We start from the raw sequence: 23585 nt of genomic DNA, 5'->3' as shown, positions 1-23585 counted from the left end.
AACCCGCTTCGGAGCGTTGTCGACGGAGAGATGACAGGGACGTGGGGGGACGATGAGGCTCCCGTTGCGGCCGTTCGTCGTCAGAGCAGAGTGCGGCCCAGCAGTTGGACGGCGGGCGCGGCCAGGGTCAAGGGGAGGGCGACGCCCGCGGTCATGTGGACGAACCGGGACGGCCAGTCGTAGCTGGCCACCCGCAGCCCCAGCACCGCGCACACCCCCGCGCCCAGGCCGATGAGCGCGGCCGGGACCGGATCAACGCCGGTCAGCCGCCCCGCCGCGGCCCCGGCGGCCGCCGCGGCCGCCAGCGCGAGCGGTACCGAGACCGGACCGGGCAGCGGTACGGCCCGGGCCAGCGCCGCCACCGCGACCGCGGCTGCTCCCGCCGTCACCGCGTCGGCCTCGGCCGGAAGCAGCCCGGCGGCCAGCACCGTCAGCCCGATGGCGGCGAAGCCCGCGGTGAGCGCGTAGAGGCGCTCGTCGGGGCTGGAGTTGTTGCGCAACTGCAGCACCAGGGACAGGACGCACCACACGCCCGCCGCACCGAGCAGCACCGTCGGCGCCTCTCCGCCGTCGGTCAGCAGCAGCCCGGCGTCGGCCGTCAGCCCGGCCACGAACGCCAGCGCGATGCCCTGCCGGGCGGGCCACATCCCGTTGAGCCGGTACCAGCCGGCCGCCGTCAGCGCCTGGAGCAGCACGAGTGCGCCCGCGAGCGCCCCGTGCCCCAGCGGCGCGGTGGCCGCCAGCAGCGCCGCGAGGACCGCGGTGACGGCGGCGGGCCTGATCCCCGGCGCGATGATCGGGGAGCCGGTCCGCTGCCGTGCGCCGCCGGTGCCCGCCGGTGCCGCAGGGGCCTGCGGGTCCGTCGGTTCCTGCCGGGTCGGGGGCGGCTGCGGGGCGGCCCGGGTGGCGTAGGTGGCGTGGGAGTGCGATCCGGCCTGCGGGGCCGGCTGCGGTGCGGGCTGCGGTGCGGGCTGGAACTGGTGCTGTGGCATCGGCTGGTGCTCTGTGCGGCTTTCCGGTGGCAGGGGCGCTCCGGCCCCTCCGGGCCGGAGCGGTCCCGAGGAGGCGGGCAGGGGCTGGTGGGCCGACGGGGTCCCGTGCGGGAGTGCCCCGGTCTGCCCGGGCTCCCCTGGCGAAGGGATCCCGGTCCGGGCGGAGGCCGCGGTGCCGCCGGGCTGCGGCCCGTCGATCCGGGTCACTTCGTAGGTCACGTCGTAGGAGACGTCGTAGGAGACGTCGTACGGCGGTCCGTACGTCGGCTCGTGCGTCTGTGCGTACGGAGCCGCGTGCGTCGCCTCGTACGGGGGGCGCCCGCCGTACTCCGGGCCGTACCCGGCCTGCTGCCCGTGTGCGTCCGGCCCGTACGGCCCGTACGGCTCGGAGGCGTACGGCCCCGTCCCGTACGGGCCCGGGGCATACGGGTCCTGGACGTACGGGTCCTCGGCGTACGGTGCCGGCCCGCCGTGCCCGGGGCCGGCGGCGTGCGGGGGTGCGGCGCCCGGCCGGGGCGTGTGCGGGGGCAGCGGACGGTACGGGTCGGGCGGTACGGGCCGGCCGTACGCGTCGTACGTACCGCCGTAGGGCTCCTCGGGGCGGCCGTCGCTCATCGGGCGCCTCCCGCGAACGGGGGGAGGACCTCGACGGTGCCGCCTTCGCTGAGCTGGACGGCGTCGTGGGCGCGGGCGCCGACCGGGTCGCCGTCGACCAGGAAGGAGCAGCGCAGCAGCACGCGGGCGAACTCGGGCCGCCCGGCGTGCGTCTCGCGGGCGCTCCGGAGCGCGTCCGCGAGGGTGCCGGCCTCGTACGGTTCCTCGGCGGTGCCTGCCGCGGCCTTCGCCGCCGCCCAGTAGCGGATCGTGCCGCTGGCCATGGTTGGGGTCCCTCTCAGCCGTCCGTGCCCTCGGTGGCGTCCGGTGCCGGTCCCGGGGCGTGTCCCGGCGTGCTTCCGGCGGCCCGCGGGGCGTGTGGGTCGCGGCTCCCATGATGCGGCCTCGCGGCGGGTGCGTGTAGCCGGGTGGCCGCCCAGGTGCCGATCCGGTCCAACAGCGCGGCGTCCGCGGCGTTCTCGGCGTGTCCGAAACCGGGCCGCAGCCACAGTTCGCAGGCTTCCGGGTCCGCTGCCTCGGCGAGCGAGAGCGGGTGGTCGACGGGGAAGTACGGGTCCTGGTCGCCGTGCACGACCAGCAGCGGGACCGGGGCGATGCGCGGGACGGCGGCGACGGGCGGGAGCGGCACGGGGTCCCAGTCCCGGTGGTGGACGCGGGTGCGGAGTCCGTAGCGGGAGACGAGCCGGCCGAGCGGGTGCTGGATCGCCCAGTGCAGCCGCCGCATCGGTGGCGTGCCGCGGTAGTACCAGCGGGCGGGCGCGCTGACGGCGACCACGGCGTCCGCGTGGGCGGCGGCGGAAGCGGATGCGGCGGCAGGGGCGGGTGGCACAGCGCCGACGGCATCCCGCGCGCCCGCCTGGTCAGCCGTGCGCCCGTCTGTGCGCCCCCTGTGCACCACAGAATCGAAAATTGACTCTGTGTGATCCTGACTGTACTCAGCGCGGTACAGGGCCGCGTGGCGCAGGACGACCGAACCGCCCATCGAGAAGCCGACGGTCGCCACCGTGCGGTGCCCCTGCGCGCGCGCCCACGCCACCGCGGCGGCCAGGTCCAGCACTTCCCGGTCCCCCACCGTCGAGCGCCCGCCCGACCGGCCGTGGCCCCGGAAGGAGAAGGTCACCACGGCTGCGTGCGCGGTGAACGCGGTCGCCGCGCGGCGCACCGCGGGCCGGTCCAGGGCACCGGTGAAGCCGTGCGCCAGCACGATCGCGCCCGGGTCCCCGGCGGTTCCGGAGCCGGTGGCGGGGCCGGCGTACGGCTCGTAGCGGGCCTCGATCCGGACTCCGTCGGCGGTCCGCAGGTCCTTCCGTACCGCCGCAGTGTCAGTACGCTGCGTAACGCCCTGGCGGGGGGCGCGAGCGATGTCACATGCCGCTCCGACTCTCATGCGGGTATTCTGCTGGCAAGCAGGATCCGGGCAGCGTCGCCCCCGGGTCCTTTTGTGCTTTCTGGGGGTCGTGGCCGGTGGGACAGGTCCGCGGCCCGGCCCTCGGGCAGTGCCGTACGAAGCAGTGCCGCCATATTCCCCCGGGCACCGCCCCGGGTGGCGCCCCCGGCGCAGGGCGCCAGGAGGGAAATCGACGTCATGGGCAAGCGAACCGTGCAGAACCGAGACCGGAACCGAGGCCGTTCGAAAGCGCACCGACCCCGTCCCACGTGGGCCCTCGCACCGAGGGAGGGCGTCACCGCATGAGTTCACTGCTGCTCCTCACCAACGCACTCCAGCCCTCTTCGGAGGTGCTGCCCGCGCTGGGGCTCCTCCTGCACAACGTGCGCGTCGCCCCCGCCGAGGGACCCGCGCTGGTGGACGCGCCGTCCGCCGACGTGATCCTCGTCGACGGCCGGCGCGACCTGCCGCAGGTGCGCTCCCTGTGCCAGCTCCTGCGCTCCACCGGACCCGGCTGCCCGCTGATGCTGATCGTGACGGAGGGCGGGCTCGCCGCCGTCACGGCTGAGTGGGGGGTGGACGACGTCCTGCTGGAGACCGCGGGACCCGCCGAGGTGGAGGCCCGGCTGCGGCTGGCGACCGGCCGCTGCCAGCTCACCGCGGACGACAGCCCGATGGAGATCCGCAACGGGGACCTGTCGGTCGACGAGGCGACCTACAGCGCGAAGCTGAAGGGCCGGGTCCTGGACCTGACCTTCAAGGAGTTCGAGCTGCTGAAGTTCCTCGCCCAGCATCCGGGCCGGGTGTTCACCCGCGCCCAGCTCCTCCAGGAGGTGTGGGGCTACGACTACTTCGGCGGCACCCGCACCGTCGATGTCCATGTCCGGCGGCTGCGCGCCAAGCTGGGGCCGGAGCACGAGGCCCTGATCGGGACGGTCCGCAACGTCGGGTACCGCTTCGTCTCGCCGGAGAAGGCGGAGGCCCCGCCCGCCGCGGAGCCCGCCTCCGGTGCCGGGTCCGTCGCGGACGCGGCGGAGCGCGTGACCCGCGAGGCGGCGTCCTCGTCCCGGCGCGGCGGCGACTGACCGCCGAGGGCCACGACGGCCGGAGGGGCTGGTACGGAGCCCTCCGGCCGGGCCGGGAGCCCGCTTACGGCCGGGCCCGGGAGCCCGTCCTCCGGCCGGGCCCGGGAGCCCGCTTACGGAGCCGCCGGCCGCGGTGCGGGAGCCCCCGGCCGCGGCCCGGTGCGAAGGGCGACGACGGGAGCGGAGCGGGGCGACTCATCCCGCGTAGACTCTCGGCGTGGCCAAGGTGACGCGGGACGACGTGGCGAGGGTGGCGGGGACCTCGACAGCCGTTGTCAGCTATGTGATCAACAACGGTCCCCGGCCGGTCGCCCCGGCGACCCGGGAGCGGGTGCTCGCCGCCATCAAGGAGCTGGGGTACCGGCCCGACCGCGTGGCCCAGGCCATGGCGTCCCGGCGGACGGACCTCATAGGGCTGATCGTCCCGGACGCCCGCCAGCCGTTCTTCGCGGAGATGTCGCACGCCGTCGAACGTGCCGCGGCCGAGCGCGGAAAGATGGTCCTGGTCGGCAACTCGGACTATCTGGACGAGCGCGAGGTGCACTATCTGCGCGCCTTCCTCGGTATGCGGGTCTCCGGCCTCATCCTCATCAGCTCCGGCCCCAGCGAACACGCGGCCGCGGAGATCGACGCGTGGGACTCGCGCGTCGTGCTGATGCACCGGAGACCCGAGGCCATCGACGATGTCGCCGTCGTCCTCGACGACGTGGGCGGCGCCCAGTTGGCCGTCCGGCACCTGCTGGAGCACGGCCACGAGGCGGTGGCCTGCCTCGGCGGCGTGGAGGAGACCCCGGTGCTCGGCGACCCGGTCACCGACCACGTCGTGGGGTGGGAGCGGGCCATGCGGGAGGCGGGCAGGTCCACCGAGGGGCAGCTCTTCCAGTCCCCGTACAACCGGTACGACACCTATCAGCGCTCCCTGGAGCTGCTGCGCGGCCCCGACCGTCCGACGGCGCTGTTCTGCGCCACCGACGACCAGGCCATCGGGGTGCTGCGGGCCGCGCGTGAGCTGGGCATCGACGTGCCCGGCGAGCTGGCCGTCGCGGGGTTCGACGACGTCAAGGAGGCGGCGCTGACCGATCCGCCGCTGACCACCGTCGGCTCGGACCGTGAGGCGATGGCGAAGGCCGCCGTCGACCTGGTGCTGGACGACTCGCTGCGGATCCCCGGGACGCGCAACGGCGGCGTCCCCGGCAGCAAGGGCCGCGTCCGGCAGTTCCCGTCCGGACTGGTGATCCGCCGCTCCTGCGGCTGCGATCCGGCCTGAGCCGCGGCCCCGCGGGCCGAACGGCCCCCGCGGGGCGAGAACTCGGAGGTTTCTCACCGCCTCCTCAGAGAGCTCTCATCTTGCCGGAGCACGCTCAGGGCATGGACAACTTCGAGCGGCAGACCCCGCACGGCACGTACGGCCCTCAGGGTGGCGAGCCCCCGTACGGCACCCAGCCCCCGCAGGCACCCTCCGAGGCGCACGGCACCCGGCCCCCGCAGAGCCCGCACCCGGGGTATCCGCACCGGGCCGGGCAGCAGTCGCAGGCGCCTTTCGGAGCCGTACCGCCGCCCCCGGCCGCGCCGCCGCAGGCCGCCTTCGCCGCGGGGTCCGGCGCCCCCGGCGCGTCGGGTGGCCCGGCGGAGCCCGGTGCGGGCGGTGCCGAGGGTGCGGCCTCCGAGGCCGGGTCCGGGCGCCCGCACCGCCGCCGGATGCGGCAGCCCGCGGCGCTGCTGACGGCGGTCGCCGTGGCAGCGGCCGTGATCGGCGGAGGGACCGCCTTCGGCATGGAGCGGCTGCTCGGCGGGCACGGCGGGACGAGTTCCGCGGCGCCCGCGGTCGGCGGCAGCAACGCGACGGCGAAGGGTGTGGTCTCCGATGTGGTGCGCAGCGTCCAGGACAGCGTGGTGGAGATCAAGGCGACCAGCGGTTCGGGGGAGTCGACCGGTTCCGGCGTCGTCATCACCAAGGGCGGTCAGATCATCACCAACAACCACGTCGTCTCCGGCGCCGACACCGTGAAGGTCTCCTTCAACAGCGGCAGAACGGCGGACGCCGAGGTCGTGGGGACCGACCCGGACAAGGACCTGGCGCTGCTGGAGGTGGCCGGGCAGGACGACCTCCAGCCCGCTCGGCTCGGCGACTCCGGGGCGGTCGGGGTCGGCGACCAGGTCGTCGCCATCGGCTCGCCCGAGGGCCTGTCCGGAACGGTGACCAGCGGCATCGTCTCCGCCAAGGACCGCGAGGTGAAGGTCCCCAAGGAGGACGGCGGACAGCGGGGGCTGCCGGGAGGGAACGGCGGCGGCAGCGGCGGCCAGGAGTGGCCGTTCGAGTTCGACGGCGGCCAGTACAACGGCGGCGTCCAGGGCGAGACGACCACCTACAAGGCCATCCAGACCGACGCGTCCCTCAACCCGGGCAACTCCGGCGGTCCGCTGTTCAACATGGCCGGCCAGGTCATCGGCATCAACTCGGCCATCTTCTCGTCCGGTTCGGGGCAGGGCCAGACCTCCCAGGCCAGTGCCGGCAGCGTCGGTCTGGGCTTCGCCATCCCCGTCGACGACGTCAAGAAGGACCTGGACGCGCTCCGGCAGGGGGGTGCGTGAGGGCGCTGCGTGACCTGCTGGGCGGCCGGGACGGTGCCAAGCTGGGAGCCATGCCCTCCGACACCCCGCCCCCGCCGCCCGAGCCGTCCCCGCCGCCTCCACCCTCCTCGGGGGCGGAGCCCTCTCCGTCGGCCCCCGCGTCCGGCAACGCCGCCGGGAAGCAGACCGTCCTCGTCGTCGACGACGAGCCCGCGGTGCGGGACGCGCTCCGCCGCAGCCTGAGCTTCGAGGGGTACGCGACCCGGCTCGCCGCCGACGGGGCCGAGGCCCTGGAGAAGGTGGCCGAGCACCAGCCGGACCTCGTCGTCCTCGATGTGCTGATGCCCCGCATGGACGGGCTCACCGCCGCGCGCCGGCTGCGGGCCGCGGGGCAGCGGGTGCCGGTGCTGATGCTGACCGCGCGCGACACCGTCGGCGACCGGGTCACCGGGCTGGACGCGGGCGCCGACGACTACCTCGTCAAACCCTTCGAACTGGACGAACTCCTCGCCCGCGTCCGGGCGCTGCTGCGGCGCAGCTCCTACGCGCGCGCCCAGGCGCAGGCGGAGGCCGCGGAGGAGCCCGAGACGCTGGCCTTCGCCGATCTGCGGATGGACCTGCTCACCCGCGAGGTGACCCGGGGCGGGCGGCCGGTGGAGCTGACCCGCACCGAGTACACGCTGCTGGAGATGTTCCTCGCCCACCCGCGGCAGGTGCTCACCCGGGAGCAGATCCTCAAGGCCGTCTGGGGCTTCGACTTCGAGCCCTCGTCCAACTCGCTGGACGTGTACGTGATGTATCTGCGGCGCAAGACCGAGGCGGGCGGCGAACCCCGGCTGGTGCACACGGTGCGCGGCGTGGGCTATGTGCTGCGGGACGACACGTGAGCCTCGGCTCCGACCCCGCGGGGCGCGGTGTCCGCACCGCACTCTTCCGGCTGCGGCGCGGCGGCGCCCGCGCGATCTCGATGCCGCTGCGCGGCCGGCTGGCGCTGCTGGCCGCGACGACGGTGGCGCTGGCGGTCGCCGCGTGCGCGCTGGCCTGCTGGTTCCTGGTGCGCGCCCAGTTGCTCAACTCGCTGGACGACTCGCTGCGGGAGAGCTCCGTGGCGCCCGGTGCCGTCGTCGACCGGGTGCAGTCCGGCCAGTGCACCCCGCCCGACCAGCCGGCGCCCAACCCCTTCGGCGCCACCGTGCAGGTCGTGGACCCGTCCGGCGGGAACTGTGTGATCGTCGGCAGGAAGCTGGACGTCACCGACGCCGACGTGCGGGTGGCCGAACAGCGCCACGGCGAGGCCCTGCACACGGCCCGAGCCGCGGACGGCACCGAGTACCGGGTCCGCACCACGTCGGTCGCGGGCACCGGGCTGGCGGTGTCGGTGGCGCGGCCGATGGCCGAGCTCCAGGAGTCGCTGCGCAAGCTCGCACTGATCCTCACCCTGGTGGGCGGTGCGGGCGTGCTGGGCGCGGCGGGCGCCGGCGTCGCGCTGGCCCGCGCCGGGCTGCGACCCGTGGACCGGCTCACCGGGGCCGTGGAGCACATCGCCCGGACCGAGGACCTGGCGGTGCGCATCCCGGTCGACGGGCACGACGAGATCGCCCGGCTGTCCCGGTCCTTCAACGCCATGACCGAGGCGCTGGCCTCCTCGCGCGAGCTCCAGCAGCAACTCATCGCCGACGCCGGGCACGAACTGCGCACCCCGCTCACCTCGCTGCGCACCAACATCGACCTGCTGGTCCGCAGCGAGGAGACCGGGCGGGCGCTGCCCGAGGAGGACCGCAGGGAGCTGCTCTCCTCGGTACAGGCGCAGATGGCCGAGCTGGCCGAGCTGATCGGCGACCTCCAGGAGCTCTCCCGCCCGCAGGCGGTACCGCACGCCGCGGAGGGAACGGGCGCCGATCCGGGCGGCGCCGACGCCCCCGGTGGGCCGGGCGGTTCCGCTGCCCCGCCCCGGGCCTCGGTGGTCGGGCTGCACGAGATCGTGGAGCGCGCCGTTGAGCGGGCCCGGCCGCGGGGGCCGCGGCTGACGCTGACGACCGACCTCGCCCCCTGGTGGGTACGGGCCGACGCGGCGGCGTTGGAGCGTTCGGTGGTCAACCTGCTGGACAACGCGCTCAAGTTCAGCCCGGCGGGCGGCAGCGTGCACGTCGTGCTGCGGGACGGGGTGCTGACCGTCCGCGACCGGGGGCCCGGCGTTCCGGCCGAGGAGATCCCGCACGTCTTCGACCGCTTCTGGCGCTCCCCCTCGGCGCGGAGCCTGCCCGGTTCCGGCCTCGGGCTGTCGATCGTGGCCCGCACGGTGCGGCAGAGCGGCGGCGACGTGCGGCTCCAGCCCCCCGCGGACGGCGGTCCGGGGACCGAGGCGGTGTTGCGGCTGCCCGGTGCCCCCACCCCGCCACCGTCCGAACAGCCCGGCTGAGTGCGTTCGCGGTCGGGAGAGCGACGGGCGGTCCACTCCCGCGTGTTCCGCCGTAGGGTCGTCTCCATGAGTGACGTGGATGTTGTGGACGAGGTGTCCGCGGACGACGTGCGGGAGGTCCAGGCGCTGATCGACGCCGCGGCGCGGGAGGACGGCCAGCCGGCCGTCTCCGAACAGGGCAGGCTGCAGCTGCGCGGCGGCTCCCGCCCGGGTGTGCGCCATCTGCTGCTGCGCGGCGGCGACGGCGCGCTGTCCGGCTACGCGCAGTTGGAGGACACCGACCCGGTGGAGGCTCCGGCCGGGGAGCTCGTCGTCGCACCCACACGCCGCGGCAACGGCTACGGCCGCAGGCTGGGGCAGGCCCTGCTGGAGCAGTCCGGGCGGCGGCTGCGGGTCTGGGCGCACGGCGGCCATCCCGCGGCGCGGCACTTGGCGCAGAGCCTGGGGATGACCCTCTTCCGTGAGCTGCGCCAGCTGCGGCGCCCGCTGGCCGGACTGGAGCTGCCCGATCCGGTGCTGCCGGACGGGGTGACCGTACGGGCCTTCCGGCCCGGCGAGGACGACGCGGCCTGGCTGGCGCTGAACGCCGCCGCTTTCGCGCACCATCCCGAGCAGGGCACCCTCACCCGGCGCGATCTCGACGACCGGAAGGCCGAGCCCTGGTTCGACCCGGTCGGTTTCTTCCTCGCCGAGCGGGACGGGAAGCTGGTCGGCTTCCACTGGACGAAGGTGCACTCGGCGGAGGAGCTGGGCGAGGTCTACGTCCTCGGTGTCGACCCCGGCGAGCAGGGCGGCGGTCTCGGCAAGGCCCTCACCACCATCGGTCTGCGGTATCTGGCCGACGAGCGGGGCCTGCCGACCGCGATGCTCTACGTCGACGCCGACAACGGGGCCGCGGTGCGGGTCTACGAGGGGCTGGGCTTCCGCACCCACGAGACGGATCTGATGTACCGCACCGAGACCTGACCTCCCCGGTACCGGGCTCCGCTCCGAGGCGGATACCGGGTCCCGCCCGGAGGGCCGGAGACCGGAGACCGCCCTGAGGGCCGGAGGACGGGCGTCCTCCGGCCCTCCCCCGTTGCGGGCCCTCCCCCGACACCGCTGCGGTGGGGAGACACCGTCGCCGCGGGCGGGGGAGGGAGTATGTGGGCGGCTTTGGCGGGCGCGTCGTCCCGGCCCGCGAGGACCGGCGGCGCGGCCGTGGCCGCTCGGGGTCGTCAGACCCGGGGCGAGGCGGTGACCTTGTAGTTGACGTAGCCGTCGCCGTCGTTGTTCCAGTTCAGCTTCCAGGCGCCGTCACCGAGCGCGTAGCGGGAGATGGCGTGCCGGAAGGTCGGGGTGGTGTAGGAGCCGTCGCCGCTCTCCATCCGGCCTTCGAGGCCGAAGTCGCGGTGGGCGCGGACCGGGTCCGTCGCACCGGAGACGCTCTTCTTGAGTGCGACCCGGAACTTCGCCGCGTCGAAGGTCCGGGGGGTGGGGTTCGGGTAGGAGGACGGCACGTCCCAGCTCAGCTTGGCGTAGCTGTAGATGTAGCTGCCGGACCGGTAGGAGCACATGGTCGCCTTGATGGTCCAGTTGTCCGCCCACGGACCGGAGTACCCGCGGTCGTCCACGGTCTTGGTGGTGGTGTTGCAGGATGCCGCCATGGCCGGGGGTGCCATGACGACCGCCGCGCCGGCGAGGGTGCCGAGGCAGGTTGCGGCGACTGTGGCCCGGCGCAGCAGGGTGCGCATTCGGTGACTCCTCGTTCTCCGCACGGGGTGCGGTTTCGCTGGGACGTGCTGTGCCGACCGCGCCCCGGTCCGGCACCAGGGTGCGAGGGCCGGGGCAGGAAGACGACTTCACGGGCTTCAGGGCGGTGTGCCGTGTCGGCGCCGGGCTTCCGCACGGGGCGGTCCCCAATCGCCCGGCGCCGTCCGAAGGTGCCGCTCGTTCGAGCGGCACACGGCAAGGCCCTGAGAGAGGCGGATATTCGCCCGCCTGTTCGTCGCTTCCCCCGCCGGTGCGGTCGGACGCCGGGATCGTAGGCACACCGGCCGCCACCGCGCCGTAGGCATTCGAGGCGGGCGGCTGTGCATGTGAGGCGCCCGTTCCGGTTCGCCGCTCAGCTCCCCGGCCTCGCCGGATCGGGTACGACGGTGACCGGGAGTCGGCCTGCGGACACCATCAGCAACAGTACCTGGTGAGGCGCTGCTCCCTGCTCGCCCAGCGGCAGCCGCAGCAGCGCGCCCAGCGCCGAGAGCCGGGCCGCGAGGGTGTTCCGGTGCATTCCCAGCGCCGTTGCCGTCGCGCTCGCGTGGCAGTTGTGCGTGAGCCAGGCGGCCAGCAGCGGCGCCGGGTCGTCCGCCTGCTCCAGTACGGTCAGCTCGCGCGTAGCCCGGTCCACGACCGGCGACTCCCGCAGCAGCACCCGCAGCTCGGGAGCCGCCTGCGGTGCGAGGTCCGGCGGGAGCGGCAGATCGGCGAGCTGGAAGGCGAGGTCGGCCACCGCACGGTGTGCGACCTGCCGGTGGTCGAGCCCCATCGCCTCCAGTACCAGTCGGAGCCGCTTGTTGGCCGTGGTGCGGTCGACGCCGAGCAGCCGGCCCGCGCGCAGCGCTCCGTAGGACAGCGCGCGGCGGGCGGTCGGTACCGCCTGCGAGCGCTGCTCCTCGGTGAGTTTCCGCAGTCCGGCACAGACCTGGTGGGCCCACACACGTGCCCGCGGGGAGAGCGACGCCAGGAGCGAGGAAGCGCCGGCGTCCCGGACGATGCCCTCCGGGTCGTCCCGCGCGGCTGTCAGCGCCCGCACCGCGGCCTCGTAGGCCAGGCCGGTCTGCGACCAGGGCAGGGGCCCCGAGACCCCGGCGAGACGTCCGGGCCGCTGTCCCACCACCGGGTGCAGCAGCGCCACCGGTGTGCTGCCGTCCGGGTCCTGCGGAAGCACCACGATGACGTGCCGTGGATCCGCGGGACACAGGACGACCAGCCCCCCGTCGCCCACGGCCTGTTCGCAGGCCGCGGCGGTCTGCTCGCGGTCCTCCCGCGGCGCGCGTTGCACCACGGCCACCACTCCGCGTGCGGCGGCCAGCACCTCGCCGACGCCGTACTCGGCGGCGCCCAGCCGGGCCAGCGGTTCGGCGACCCGTACGGCGCCCTCCCAGTTCCCCAGCATCAGGTACTGCAGCACGGACACCCGTACGCCCCGCAGGGCGGTACGCAGCACCTCGCGGTCCCGGTGGTGCCGCATCGCGCGGTCCAGCAAGGCCACCTGCCCCGCCGTGTGGGCCAGCAGCTGTCGCAGGTGCGGCGGCCAGCCACCGGAACGCAGCGCGGCCAGCACCCGGTGCGGCCGGTCGCCTCCGACCGGGTGCAGCACCAACTCCTGGTCACCGAACGGCACGGCAGCCGAGTGGAGCCGCCCGCACCGCACCTCTTCCAGGGCCCGGCGCTGCTCGGCGGCCAGCCGCTCCCATTCGGGGTGCCCCGGCTCGACCAGGGTCACCGGACCGCCGATGACAGCGGCCACCTGCCGCAGCAGTCGCGCCGGTCCCTCCGTCCGCTCCAGCGCGGACGCGGCGAGGGCCAGCACCTGTGCGGTGGAGCGGGCGTTCTCCCGCTCGGCCGCCAGTTGTCTCCGCAGCACGCGGCGCAGGGTCTCCTCGGCGTCCCAGGGTTCTGCGGGCACGAGGGCCTGCACCCCTGCCGCTGTGGCGGCCTCCTGGCCGGCGGGGGCCGCTGCGGGCGCGAGCACCACCGCGATCACGCCCGCGCGGACGAGTTCCCGCAGCGCCGTGGCGGCGCAGTCCGGCACCGCCCCCTCGGGGCCGGTGGGCAGAACGGCCAGCCCTGCCCGCATCCGGGGCGCGTCCGCGGGCAGTCGCCAGCGCGCATCGCAGGCCACGGCGTCGTCGATGTGCTGCGCGGTCGTCGGTGCCGGGGTGCCGCCGACGGCCGGTTCGGGTGGGCCGGAGGAGCCCGGCCGCTCCGGACGGCCGGGGCGGCCCGGGGAGTCCGGGGAGCGCAGGACCGGGTGGGGGCCGGTGGTCAGGTGGCGGAGGTTCAGCATGGGGGAGCCGCAAAGGGGGAAAAGTCGGGTGAGGGTGTGGGGATGGTAACCGCCAAAGCCGCTTCCGGGACCTCCCTGGAGCGGAGGAGTTTCGCCGGCGGCCCGCCCCGGCAGGCCATCCGCGGCACCCCGCGATGCCATGTCGGCGTAACCATTGATTCAAACTCGCGTGCGAGCCTCGCGGAATGGCCCGGTCCTCCCTCGCAGAGAGCATCGACAATGGCGGTATGACCCAGCAGCCGCAGTCCCCGGTCGGCTCGATCGCGGCCCACCGCCTCAGCTCACCCACCGAACCCGGCAGCGTCCCGGGGGCCGGCCCCGGCCTGGGCCTGGACCCCGACCTCGACTCCGACCCGGACGTGTACGAGGGCGGCGGAGACCGGCTGGACGACGAGTCCGCCGTCGGCCTGCCCGCCGACCGCTTCCTGGACCGGGAGCGCAGCTGGCTGGCCTTCAACGAACGGGTGCTCGAACTCGCCGAGGACCTGAAGACGCCGCTGCTGGAACGGGCGAACTTCCTGGCGATCTTCTCCGGGAACCTGGACGAGTTCTTCATGGTCCGCGTCGCGGGCCTCAAGCGCCGGATCGCGACCGGCGTGGCCACCCGCAGCGCGGCGGGGCTCAAGCCGCGCGAGGTGCTGGAGGGCATCTGGGAGCGCGCGCGGGAGCTCATGGAGCGGCACGCCGCCTGCTACCAGCAGGACATCGCCCCCGCGCTGGCCGCCGAGGGGCTGCACCTGCTGCGCTGGGCGGAGCTCACGGACAAGGAGCAGGCCCGGCTGCTGACCCTCTTCCGGCAGCAGATCTACCCCGTGCTGACCCCGCTGGCCGTCGACCCGGCCCACCCCTTCCCCTACATCTCGGGGCTGTCGCTCAACCTGGCGGTGGTCGTCCGCAACCCCGTCAGCGGGCACAACCACTTCGCGCGGGTGAAGGTGCCGCCGCTGCTGCCGCGGTTCCTGGAGGCGTCGCCGCAGCGCTACGTGCCGCTGGAGGACGTGATCGCCGCGCACCTGGAGGAGCTGTTCCCGGGGATGGAGGTGCTCGCGCACCACATGTTCCGGGTGACGCGCAACGAGGACCTGGAGGTCGAGGAGGACGACGCGGAGAACCTCCTGCAGGCCCTGGAGAAGGAGCTGATGCGGCGCCGGTTCGGCCCGCCGGTGCGCCTGGAGGTCGAGGAGTCCATCGACCCCTACGTCCTGGACCTGCTCATCCGGGAGCTGAAGGTCGGCGAGTCGGAGGTCTTCCCGCTGCCCGGGCCGCTCGACCTGACGGGGCTGTCCGGGATCGTCGCCGCCATGGACCGGCCGGAGCTGAAGTATCCGAAGTTCGTGGCCGGTACCCACCGGGACCTCGCGGAGGTCGAGTCGGCCTCGGCGCCCGACATCTTCGCCGCGCTGCGCCGCCGCGACGTACTGCTGCACCACCCCTACGACTCGTTCTCCACCTCCGTGCAGGCGTTCCTGGAGCAGGCCGCCGCCGACCCGGACGTGCTGGCCATCAAGCAGACGCTGTACCGCACCTCGGGCGACTCGCCCATCGTGGACGCGCTCATCGACGCCGCCGAGTCCGGCAAGCAGGTGCTCGTCCTGGTCGAACTCAAGGCGCGCTTCGACGAGCAGGCCAACATCAAGTGGGCCCGGAAGCTGGAGGAGGCGGGGTGCCACGTCGTCTACGGGCTGGTCGGACTGAAGACCCACTGCAAACTGTCGCTGGTGGTGCGCCAGGAGGGCGAGGTGCTGCGCCGGTACGCGCACGTGGGCACCGGCAACTACCACCCCAAGACAGCCAGACTCTACGAGGACCTGGGGCTGCTGACCGCCGACCAAGAGGTCGGCGCGGACCTGTCCGACCTGTTCAACCGGCTGTCGGGCTACTCGCGGCGGGAGACCTACCGCAGGCTGCTGGTCGCCCCGCGCTCCCTGCGGGACGGACTCGTCGCCCGGATCCAGCGGGAGATCGAGCACCACCGGGCCGGGCGCGAGGCCGCCATCCGCATCAAGGTCAACTCGATCGTCGACGAGACGGTGTGCGATGCCCTCTACCGCGCCTCGGCTGCGGGCGTGCCGGTGGACGTATGGGTGCGCGGCATCTGCGCGCTGCGGCCCGGCGTACCGGAGTTGAGCGAGAACATCCGGGTGCGCAGCGTGCTGGGCCGGTTCCTGGAGCACTCGCGGGTGTTCTCCTTCCGGAACGGCGGCGAGCCGGAAGTGTGGCTGGGCAGCGCCGACATGATGCACCGCAACCTCGACCGGCGGATCGAGGCGCTGGTGCGGGTGACCGATCCCGGGCACCGCGCCTCGCTCGACCGGCTGCTGGTCACCGGGATGTCGGACGCCACGGACTCCTGGCATCTGGGACCGGACGGGGTGTGGACGCGGCACGCCCGGGCCGCCGAGGAGGACGGCGGGCAGCGACTGGCGAACGTGCAGGAAATGCTGATCGAGGGGCGGCGGCGGAAACGTGGTCCGGCCGCGACGTGACGTGCGGCGTCGCGTGGTGGTCGGAGGGCTGAGGGGGATGCGGCGACGCGGATGCGCACCGCCGCACCCGCGCGGGGCGGCCGGTGCGGCTGGTGGCGACGGTGGGGACGGTGGGGACGGTGGGGACAACGTGCGCGGTGCGCGGAAGGGGACGTGATGGGACGGAGCCGGGACGTGGTCGTCGAGTCCGGGCGCGGCACGCGGGAGCCCCCGCGGCACGCCGGGGCGGCCGGGGGCACGGCGGCAGATCCGGCCGTGGACCGGGCAGCGGAGGCAGCCCCGGGGGCGGCCACGGTGCCCGCGGGCCCGGGGGCGGCGCCCGTCGGGACGGCTGCCGAGGTGCTGGGCGGCTATCTCCAGGAGCGCGCCGCGGAGTTCCTCCGCGGGCTGCGCACCCACGCGCCGGGCACCGGCGCCGGTGCGGGAAGTGCCGGAGCCGGCCCCGGCGGGACGGCCGGTGCGGCGGATCCCGCCCGGGCTGCCGCGTCCGTCGGCGTCCTCCGCTCCGCCGCCCGCCGGATGAACGGGGTGCTCGTCACCTACCGTTCGCTGCTCGACCCGGTCTGGGCCGACAATCTGCGCACCGAACTGAGCTGGCTGGCCGGGGTGGTGGCCCGCGAGTACGCCTGCGCGGACCGGCTGGAGCGGCTGTCGCTCGCTCTGCACCGGCTGGCGAGCGGCGCGGCGGGCCGGGGCGAGGGCACCGACCCGGCATCCGCCGAGGCGGCCGGCCGGACCCCCGGCTCCCCGGGCGGCGGGCGGCGAGCCGCCGGGGGCGGTGCCGCCACCCGCGAGCGGGGTGCCCTGCCGGTGGGAGCGGCCCGCGCCGGGGCCCTGCTGGAGCGCCGGCTCACCCTGGCCCGCACCCGCGCCCACTCGGCCGCGCTCCAGGCGCTGGGCTCGGCCCGGTTCCACGCGGTCGCCGACGCGGTGGCGCTGCTGGCCTCCGAGACACCGTTCCGCCCGGGCGGTGACGCCGACCGGCCGGCGGCGGTGCTCACGCCGTCGGCCGAGCAGGCACGCCGCCGGCTCGACGAGGCCGTCGCCGCGCTTCCGCTCTCCCGCGCCGGAGCCCCGTACAACGCCGACGGCCTCTCCCGCTCGCTGGGCACCGAGGCACGCCAGGACGCTGCCTGGGACCACGTCCGGGTGCTGTTGCGGGTGCACCGCTACGCGCAGGAGGTGCTGGGCCCGCACGCGGTGCCCGACCCGCGGCTCCGCCCGGCGGGCGAGGCCCTGGAGCGGCACCACGAGGCCGCCGCCGCGGCAGCCGCTGCCGCCTCCGCCGCCGCGACCCCCCGCATCGCGCCCGCCACCGCCTACGCCCTCGGCGTCCTGCACGCCGACCAGCGCCACGAGGTCGAGGCCGCCCGCTTCACCTTCGGCCGGCACTGGACCCGCACCCACCCGGAGGGTGCCCCCTCCTGAGGCGGGCGGCGGCGCCGTTCGGCTCACTGGGTGCGGAGCTCCTCGACGGTCGCGGTGGAACGCAGGAAGAGCAGGGCCCCCGCGGTCGCGGCGAGCAGCAGGACCAGTGCGCCACCGGCCTGGAGGGCCAGTTCGGCCCAGGGGATCTGGGCGGTGCGGACCATCTCGGGTATCGCGACCGCCTTGCTGTTGGCCTCGGTGAGTGCGTCCGGGCAGCCGTCCGCGGCCACGCACGCGCGGAAGCGGTGTCCGCCGGCCGCGGCCTGGCGGCCCATGACGCCGCGGCCCAGGGCGGCACCCAGCGAGAGGGCGAGGAGAACGGCGGGTACCGCGGGGGCGAGGGTCTGCCACAGGGTCGCCCGGGCGAGCACGCTCCTGGGCACCCCGGAGGCGAGCAGCGCCGCGTGGGTGCGCCTGCGGGCTGCGACGGCCTCGGCGAGCGCGACCAGCAGTCCGCCGACTGCGATCACCGCAGCGGTGACGACAGCGATGTCCACCAGGAACATCGAGTCGAGGTAGAACGGATCGGCTCTCGTGAGTGCCTGGTCGTCGACTCCGGCGCGCGCTTCGTAGCGCGCCGCCGCTGTCTCCGCGTCCCACAGCGCCGAGAAGGTGGCGCGGACGGCCGCCGCACCGGCGCCGACCAGTGCGCAGGCCAGGAAGGCGGAGAGGGTGCGGCTGCCGTGCCAGGGGTCCGCGGTCAGCCGCCGCGCGGCGAGCAGGGCCGGGGCGCGGCGGGCGAAGCGGTGGAGTATCCGGCCGGCGGTGTGGGAGATCCAGGCGGTGCCGAGTACCAGCCCGAGCACGGCGCACACGCCGCCGACGAGCAGGAGCAGCAGCGGCAGCCCGCCCCCGACGAGGACGGAGTCCGTTCCCGGCCGGCCGCTTTCCTCCGGGCGCAGCGCGCCCACCCCGGTGAACGCCGCCGCCGCGGCCGGCAGGAGGAGCCCCGGCCACGGGCGGGGGGCCCGCGTACGGGCGCGGCGGGTCACCCCCAGGGGGCTCACCACGACCCGGCGCGTCAGCACGGCGGAGCTCGCCGCGCTGAGCAGGGGGATTCCGAGCAGAACCGCGGTCATACCGGCGGGGTGGGGCAGCACATCGGTGGGCAGCGGCAGCCGGCCGTCCGCGTTCGGCTCGTCGAGGGCGGCCCGGAGCGCGAAGTGGACGGCGAAGCCCGCGCAGGCGCCCAGCAGGGCCGCGAGCCCGGTTTCGGTGGCGACGACGGCGGTGCTCTGCCGGGGGGTCGCTCCGGCCAGCCGCAGCGCGGCCAGCCGCCGGTCCCTGGCGGGTGCTCCGATGCGGGCGCACTGTCCGGCCAACGCCAGTACCGGGAGGGTCAGCAGACCGAACGCGAGACACACCCCGGGCCGCAGTCCCGGCTGCCGCAGCAGCAGGCTGCTGTACTGGTCCGACTGCGCGCGGGAGCCCGCGGTCACGTCGAGGGGTGTGCCGATGGCGGCCACCGTCAGCGCGGCGAGCAGGGCGAGGGTGCCCAGCAGCGCACCCGCCGCGGTGAGGACGACCCGGAGGGTGTCCGTGCGGGTTCCGGCGCGGGCGAGCCGCAGCAGTACCGCGGGCCGCATCTCCAGGACGGCGCTCACAGCGAAGTCCCCGTCCCCGCGCCGGTGCCGAGTCGCCCGGTGCCGAGTCCGCTGGGGTCGACGACGCCGTCGTGGAGGACGACTTCCCGGTCGGCGTAGGCGGCCACGACCGGGGCGTGGGTGACCAGCAGGACGCTGTTGCCCCGCTCGCGGGCCGTGCGGACCAGTTCGCCCAGGAGCTTCTCCCCGGCGAGCTGGTCGAGGGCGCCGGTCGGTTCGTCCGCGAAGAGCACCCGGGGTTCGGTGACCAGCGCACGCGCTGCGGCGACGCGCTGCTGCTGGCCGCCGGAGAGCTGTCCCGGCCGGGCCTCGGCGGCGTCCGCCACGCCGAGGCGGTCGAGTTGGCCGAGTGCCGCCGTGCGGGCCTCGGCGCGGCTGCGTCCGGTGAGCAGCAGGGGCAGCGCGACGTTCTCCGCCGCTGATATCTCCGCCACGAGCTGGCCGAACTGGAACAACACGCCGAACTCCGTACGGCGCAGCCGGGTCCGGTCGGCCTCCGAGTACGCGTTCAGCGGCCTGCCGCGGTATCGGACCTCGCCCGAGTCGGGTTGCAGGATGCCGGACAGGCAGTGCAGCAGGGTGGACTTGCCGCAGCCGCTCGGCCCCGTGACGGCCAGCACCTCCCCCTCGGCCAGTTCGAGTCCGACGCCGCGCAGCGCCGGCGTGGGGCCGTAGGACTTCACGACGGAGCGTGCTTGCAGGACTGTCATCCGTGGATCTCCCGGTGGAGGTCGGTGACGCGTTCCAGCGTGGTCTGCATCCAGCGCAGGTCGGCGTCCAGGTGGGTGAGGGCGAAGTCGGCGGCGATCACGTCGCCGAGGCCGGTCGCCGGATCCGCCTTGAGGGCGGTGAGTTCCCGCAGCCGCGCCGTGTGCGCCCGGCGTTGGGCGCTCAGCCAGGTGCGGGCCTGTTCGGGATCGGCGACCAGGAGCGCCACGACGACCTTGGCGAGCAGGTCGGAGCTCACGTACGGGGCCGGGGTCTCGACTGCGGCCAGCCAGGTGCCCAGTGCCCCGTGTCCGGCGTCGGTCAGCGCGAACAGCGTCCGGTCGGGCCCGCCGTCGCGGTCGGTGCCCACCTGCTCGACCAGCCCGTCCCGTTCCAGCCGCGCCAAGGTGGCGTACACCTGGCCGAACGCCATCGGCTTCGCCTTCGGGAAGCGCAGGTCATGGGCCTTCTTCAGGTCGTACCCGTGTAGCGGTCCGGCGGCGAGCAGGGCGAGCAACACGTGAGCTGCGGTGGACATGACCCCCACTATTCTCTCAATGAATAGTGGGGGTCAAGTGCGCACCGTCACCGGTTCTCGGCGATGTGTCAGAGGTCCGGGCCCGCTCTCGACCCGGCCGCGGGCGTCAGCGGAAGGTGCTCGGCGTGGTGTGCGGGGCGAGGGCGCTCCAGCGGACCGTCACCTCGCCCTGGCGCCAGCGGCGGGGCCCGTCGGCCAGCGGCCAGTCCGCGGCGAGGGCGCGTACGGCGCGGATCCAGCGCTGGCGGGCGCTGAGGGCGCCGTAGGGGGCGGCGGTGGCCCAGGCCCGGTCGAAGTCGGTGAGGAAGGCGTGCACCCCTTCGCCGGGCACATTGCGGTGGATGAGCGCCTTCGGCAGCCGTTCGGCCAGGTCGGAGGGGGCCGCCAGGGTGGCCAGGCGGGCTGCGAAGGTCACCGTCCGCGGGCCCTCCGGACCGAGCGCCACCCACACATGGCGGCGCCCGATCTCGTCGCAGGTGCCCTCCACCAGCAGTCCTTCCGGCGCCAGCCGCGCGCACAGCCGCCGCCACGCCGGGACGACCTCCGCCTCCGGGTACTGGCGCAGCACGTTCGCCGCGCGGATCAGTGTCAGCCCGCGGCCCCCGCCGACGGGCAGTTCGAAGCCGCCGCGGACAAAGGCCAGGCCCGGGCGCGCGTACGGGTGCGCGGCGGCCACCCGCGCCGGGTCGATCTCGACGCCGTACACCCGCGCGTCGCCGCGTACCGCGCGCAGCCGCTCCAGCAGTTCGACGGCCGTCCAGGGCGCCGCGCCGTAGCCGAGGTCGACGGCGACGGGCGGGGCGGGGGAGCGGCGGAGTGCGGGGCCGTGCGCGGCGGCGATCCAGCGGTCCATCCGGCGCAGCCGGTTCGGGTTGGTCGTCCCGCGGGTGACCGTACCGACTGGACGGGACGGTACGGGGGGACGCGGCGGCATGAGGGCGAGGATACGCGGGCCCCGAGAACCGAGCCGATTGTCACAGTTCGGCAAATTCGACCGTGAAGAGGGAAGACGGAGCAACCTTTTCGCTGTTCTCGCACCCGGGCCGCGCGTGGCCGGGTCGCGGCTGCCGCGACTTCGTACCGCACCGTGTCCCGGACCGCACCGTCCGCAACGGAGGAGGCATCGGAACCGTGAGCCACCACGTGTCCCGGCTCGGTCAGCGGCGCGGCGGACGCTCCGCCCTCCCGCACCAGTCCAGGCCCCCGCTGCTGCGCCTGACCGGCCCGCGCCGGGCCCGCCGGGTGGCGATGCTCAGCGTCCACACCTCTCCGCTCCACCAGCCGGGCACCGGCGACGCGGGCGGCATGAACGTCTACATCGTCGAACTGGCGCGGCAGCTCGCAGCACAGGGCACCGAGATCGAGATCTTCACCCGCGCCACGACCGGCACCCTGGCTCCCACCGTCGAGCTGGCCCCCGGCGTCCTCGTGCGGCACATCGACGCCGGCCCCTACGAGGGCCTCTCCAAGGAGGAGCTGCCCGCGCAACTGTGCGCCTTCACGCACGGAGTGATGCAGGTGTGGGCCGGTCACCGGCCCGGCTACTACGACCTGGTGCACTCCCACTACTGGCTGTCCGGGCACGTCGGCTGGCTGGCGGCCCAGCGCTGGGGCGTGCCACTCGTGCACGCCATGCACACCATGGCCAAGGTCAAGAACGCCGCCCTCGCCGACGGCGACACCCCCGAGCCGCCCGCCCGCGTCATCGGCGAGACCCAGATCGTGCGCGCCGCCGACCGCCTGGTCGCCAACACCGACGAGGAGGCGGGCGACCTCGTCCACCACTACGAGGCACCCCGCGACCGCACCGCCGTCGTCCACCCCGGCGTCAACCTCGACCGCTTCCGGCCCGCGGACGGCCGCGCCGCCGCCCGGGCCAGGCTCGGCCTGCCCCAGGACGCGCTCATCCCCCTCTTCGCCGGCCGCATCCAGCCGCTCAAGGCCCCCGACGTGCTGCTGCGCGCGGTCGCCCGGCTGGTGGACGAGGACCCCTCGCTGCGCCGCCGGATGGTGGTGCCCGTGGTGGGCGGGCCCAGCGGCAGCGGGCTCGCCAAGCCGGAAGGGTTGCAGAAGCTCGCCGCCCGGCTGGGCATCGCCGACCTGGTCGCCTTCCGCCCCCCGGTCGGCCAGGAACAGCTCGCCGACTGGTACCGGGCCGCCTCCGTGCTGGTCATGCCGTCCTACAGCGAGTCCTTCGGGCTGGTCGCCGTCGAGGCCCAGGCGTGCGGCACCCCCGTGGTGGCCGCCGCCGTCGGCGGGCTCCCGGTCGCCGTGCGGGACGGCGTCAGCGGCTACCTGGTCGCCGGACACGACCCCGCCGAGTACGCCCGCGCCCTGCGCCGCTTCGCCGACGACCCGCACCTCCCGGACCGGCTCGGCACCGCCGCCGCCCGGCACGCGCAGGGCTTCGGCTGGGCCGCCGCCGCCGGGTCCACCGCCGAGGTGTACGCCGCCGCGTTGCAGGAGCGGCGCCGTCGCCTACGATCGCCGCATGGGTGACGTTGCTGCCGCGGCACGTGCGGCGATCGAGCGGACACTGAACGACGCCGAGCTGGAGTGGGAGAGCCCGGCGGAGGGCACGTACGTCGTCACGCTCCCGGGCACCCGGAAGCTGCAGACCACCTGCTCCCTGGCGGTCGGCGCGCACTCCCTCTCGGTCAACGCCTTCGTCGTCCGCAACCCGGACGAGAACCACGCCGCCGTGCACCGCTGGCTCCTGGAGCGCAACACCAAGCTGTACGGCGTCGGTTACGCGATCGACGGGCACGGCGACATCTACCTCGTCGGACGGCTGCCGCTGGCCTCCGTCACCGGCGAGGAGGTCGACCGCCTGCTCGGCAGCGTCCTGGAGAACGCCGACGGCTCCTTCAACACCCTCCTGGAGATGGGCTTCGCCGACGCCATCCGCAAGGAGTACGCCTGGCGCACCGCGCGCGGCGAGTCCACCCGGAACCTGGACGCGTTCACGCACCTGACCGAACGCGAGGGATGAGCACGGGCGCGCCACCGCGCCGTACCCGAGCCGCAGTCGAGGCGGCCGCTCAAGCCGGTCCGGCTGCCGGCCGGTCGATGCGATAGATGATGTGGCGACGGTCGTCGGCCGGATTGTCCGGGGTCAGCTCGCCCTCGGCGACCCGATGCAGCCCTGCCTTCTCCAGGGCTCGCCAGGACGGCCGGTTGGCGGCCTGTACCGGGATCACGGCACAGGTGGCATCCGGGTGGTCCGTCCACGCCCGGCCGAGAGCGGAACGGATCAACTCGGGCCCGAGGCCGCGACCGGTCAGTCCGGGTTCCCCGATCAGGTAGTCGAGGGTCAGCGCTCGCCCGGGCACCTCGGTGACCGTCGCCAACTCGGCCCGGCAGTCCGGGTAGTCGGCCAGGAAGCACCGCTGCACCAGACCCAGCGGCCTGCCGTCGAGCAGGACCAGCCAGTCCTCGGACGGCTCCTCACCGCGGGCCGCGGGACCGAAATCCCGTGCCACCGCCTCCGGTGAGGTCTCGTGGTGCCACCAGCGGGCCACATGCGGCTGCGCCAACCAGGCCCGCAGCAGCGGAAAGTCGCCTTCGTCGAGACGCCGCCAGCTCAGCACCCGGACAGCCTACGCCGGTACCCCCGGGCCGGCCTCGGCCACCGGGTTCCGGTCAGGCGGTGGACGACCATGGTGGCGCCGCCGGTGGATCGCGACCCTGGCCGCAGCGCGGAG

General features: G+C 74.9%; 20 protein-coding genes. 10 read left to right on the top strand and 10 right to left on the bottom strand.

Annotation, left to right across the window (positions count from 1 at the left end):
• Window positions 1–80 precede the first annotated feature (80 nt).
• From P2424_RS14100 to P2424_RS14090, 3 genes are read right to left on the bottom strand one after another with little or no spacing between them, the layout of a single operon-like run.
• Window positions 81–1607, bottom strand: a complete 1527-nt coding sequence (locus P2424_RS14100) for a hypothetical protein (protein WP_276476101.1) — start codon at window positions 1605–1607, stop codon at window positions 81–83.
• On the bottom strand, window positions 1604–1870 hold the full coding sequence (locus P2424_RS14095) for a MoaD/ThiS family protein (RefSeq protein WP_276476100.1): 267 nt from the start codon (window positions 1868–1870) through the stop codon (window positions 1604–1606). Before P2424_RS14095 ends, P2424_RS14100 begins: the two co-directional genes overlap by 4 nt.
• 14 nt (window positions 1871–1884) lie before the next feature.
• Window positions 1885–2994 (bottom strand): alpha/beta hydrolase, encoded by a 1110-nt coding sequence (locus tag P2424_RS14090; RefSeq protein ID WP_276476099.1) that lies wholly within the window; start codon window positions 2992–2994, stop codon window positions 1885–1887.
• Between the two features lie 302 nt (window positions 2995–3296).
• On the opposite strand from P2424_RS14090, the gene P2424_RS14085 reads away from it, so the two are divergent.
• The 6 genes from P2424_RS14085 (at window position 3297) to mshD (ending at window position 10035) form a co-directional block, all read left to right on the top strand.
• Window positions 3297–4079 carry a response regulator transcription factor gene (locus tag P2424_RS14085; RefSeq protein WP_276476098.1) on the top strand — a complete coding sequence of 261 codons (783 nt, stop codon included), beginning with the start codon at window positions 3297–3299 and terminating at the stop codon, window positions 4077–4079.
• A gap of 217 nt (window positions 4080–4296) precedes the next feature.
• Window positions 4297–5346 carry a LacI family DNA-binding transcriptional regulator gene (locus tag P2424_RS14080; RefSeq protein ID WP_276476097.1) on the top strand — a complete coding sequence of 350 codons (1050 nt, stop codon included), beginning with the start codon at window positions 4297–4299 and terminating at the stop codon, window positions 5344–5346.
• 101 nt (window positions 5347–5447) lie between these two features.
• The gene (locus P2424_RS14075; protein ID WP_276476096.1) at window positions 5448–6671 is read left to right on the top strand and encodes a trypsin-like peptidase domain-containing protein; all 1224 of its coding nucleotides are present in this window, start codon (window positions 5448–5450) and stop codon (window positions 6669–6671) included.
• Window positions 6668–7537, top strand: coding sequence for a response regulator transcription factor (locus P2424_RS14070; RefSeq protein ID WP_276476095.1), 870 nt, complete (start codon window positions 6668–6670; stop codon window positions 7535–7537). Before P2424_RS14075 ends, P2424_RS14070 begins: the two co-directional genes overlap by 4 nt.
• 80 nt (window positions 7538–7617) lie before the next feature.
• Window positions 7618–9069: a HAMP domain-containing sensor histidine kinase gene (locus tag P2424_RS14065; protein WP_276478966.1), complete on the top strand. Its 1452-nt coding sequence runs from the start codon at window positions 7618–7620 to the stop codon at window positions 9067–9069.
• A gap of 66 nt (window positions 9070–9135) precedes the next feature.
• Window positions 9136–10035: a mycothiol synthase gene (gene mshD / locus P2424_RS14060; protein ID WP_276476094.1), complete on the top strand. Its 900-nt coding sequence runs from the start codon at window positions 9136–9138 to the stop codon at window positions 10033–10035.
• Between the two features lie 251 nt (window positions 10036–10286).
• Here the strand turns inward: mshD and P2424_RS14055 are convergent, their stop codons facing one another.
• Window positions 10287–10802, bottom strand: coding sequence for a hypothetical protein (locus P2424_RS14055; RefSeq protein WP_276476093.1), 516 nt, complete (start codon window positions 10800–10802; stop codon window positions 10287–10289).
• A 371-nt stretch (window positions 10803–11173) separates the two neighbouring features.
• Window positions 11174–13117 (bottom strand): helix-turn-helix domain-containing protein, encoded by a 1944-nt coding sequence (locus P2424_RS14050; protein WP_276476092.1) that lies wholly within the window; start codon window positions 13115–13117, stop codon window positions 11174–11176.
• Window positions 13118–13344: 227 nt separating this feature from the next.
• On the opposite strand from P2424_RS14050, the gene P2424_RS14045 reads away from it, so the two are divergent.
• Together P2424_RS14045 and P2424_RS14040 are read left to right on the top strand one after the other, a co-directional pair.
• Window positions 13345–15603, top strand: coding sequence for an RNA degradosome polyphosphate kinase (locus P2424_RS14045; protein ID WP_276476091.1), 2259 nt, complete (start codon window positions 13345–13347; stop codon window positions 15601–15603).
• 156 nt (window positions 15604–15759) lie between these two features.
• On the top strand, window positions 15760–17031 hold the full coding sequence (locus tag P2424_RS14040) for a CHAD domain-containing protein (RefSeq protein WP_276476090.1): 1272 nt from the start codon (window positions 15760–15762) through the stop codon (window positions 17029–17031).
• A gap of 23 nt (window positions 17032–17054) precedes the next feature.
• Here P2424_RS14040 and P2424_RS14035 read toward each other — a convergent pair whose 3' ends face one another.
• From P2424_RS14035 to P2424_RS14020, 4 genes are all read right to left on the bottom strand, one after another.
• On the bottom strand, window positions 17055–18635 hold the full coding sequence (locus P2424_RS14035; RefSeq protein WP_276476089.1) for an FtsX-like permease family protein: 1581 nt from the start codon (window positions 18633–18635) through the stop codon (window positions 17055–17057).
• Window positions 18632–19345 (bottom strand): ABC transporter ATP-binding protein, encoded by a 714-nt coding sequence (locus P2424_RS14030; RefSeq protein WP_276476088.1) that lies wholly within the window; start codon window positions 19343–19345, stop codon window positions 18632–18634. The genes P2424_RS14035 and P2424_RS14030 overlap by 4 nt, the downstream gene beginning before the upstream one ends.
• The gene (locus tag P2424_RS14025; protein WP_276476087.1) at window positions 19342–19881 is read right to left on the bottom strand and encodes a PadR family transcriptional regulator; all 540 of its coding nucleotides are present in this window, start codon (window positions 19879–19881) and stop codon (window positions 19342–19344) included. The genes P2424_RS14030 and P2424_RS14025 overlap by 4 nt, the downstream gene beginning before the upstream one ends.
• 106 nt (window positions 19882–19987) lie before the next feature.
• A complete protein-coding gene (locus P2424_RS14020; protein WP_276476086.1) occupies window positions 19988–20815 on the bottom strand; it encodes a class I SAM-dependent methyltransferase in 828 nt (275 codons plus the stop codon).
• 197 nt (window positions 20816–21012) lie between these two features.
• Between P2424_RS14020 and mshA the strand changes: the two genes are divergently transcribed.
• Both mshA and P2424_RS14010 read left to right on the top strand, forming a co-directional pair.
• On the top strand, window positions 21013–22380 hold the full coding sequence (gene mshA / locus P2424_RS14015; protein ID WP_276476085.1) for a D-inositol-3-phosphate glycosyltransferase: 1368 nt from the start codon (window positions 21013–21015) through the stop codon (window positions 22378–22380).
• Window positions 22373–22873: a YbjN domain-containing protein gene (locus P2424_RS14010; protein WP_276476084.1), complete on the top strand. Its 501-nt coding sequence runs from the start codon at window positions 22373–22375 to the stop codon at window positions 22871–22873. The genes mshA and P2424_RS14010 overlap by 8 nt, the downstream gene beginning before the upstream one ends.
• A 49-nt stretch (window positions 22874–22922) precedes the next feature.
• Here the strand turns inward: P2424_RS14010 and P2424_RS14005 are convergent, their stop codons facing one another.
• Complete coding sequence (locus P2424_RS14005; RefSeq protein ID WP_276476083.1) at window positions 22923–23471, bottom strand: GNAT family N-acetyltransferase; 549 nt, start codon at window positions 23469–23471, stop codon at window positions 22923–22925.
• Window positions 23472–23585 lie beyond the last annotated feature (114 nt).

Source organism: Streptomyces sp. WMMB303 (assembly GCF_029351045.1).
In the GTDB taxonomy this organism is placed as follows: domain Bacteria; phylum Actinomycetota; class Actinomycetes; order Streptomycetales; family Streptomycetaceae; genus Streptomyces.
The sequence above is the reverse complement of the archived record's forward strand: the minus strand, read 5'-3'. Positions and strand labels throughout refer to the sequence as shown.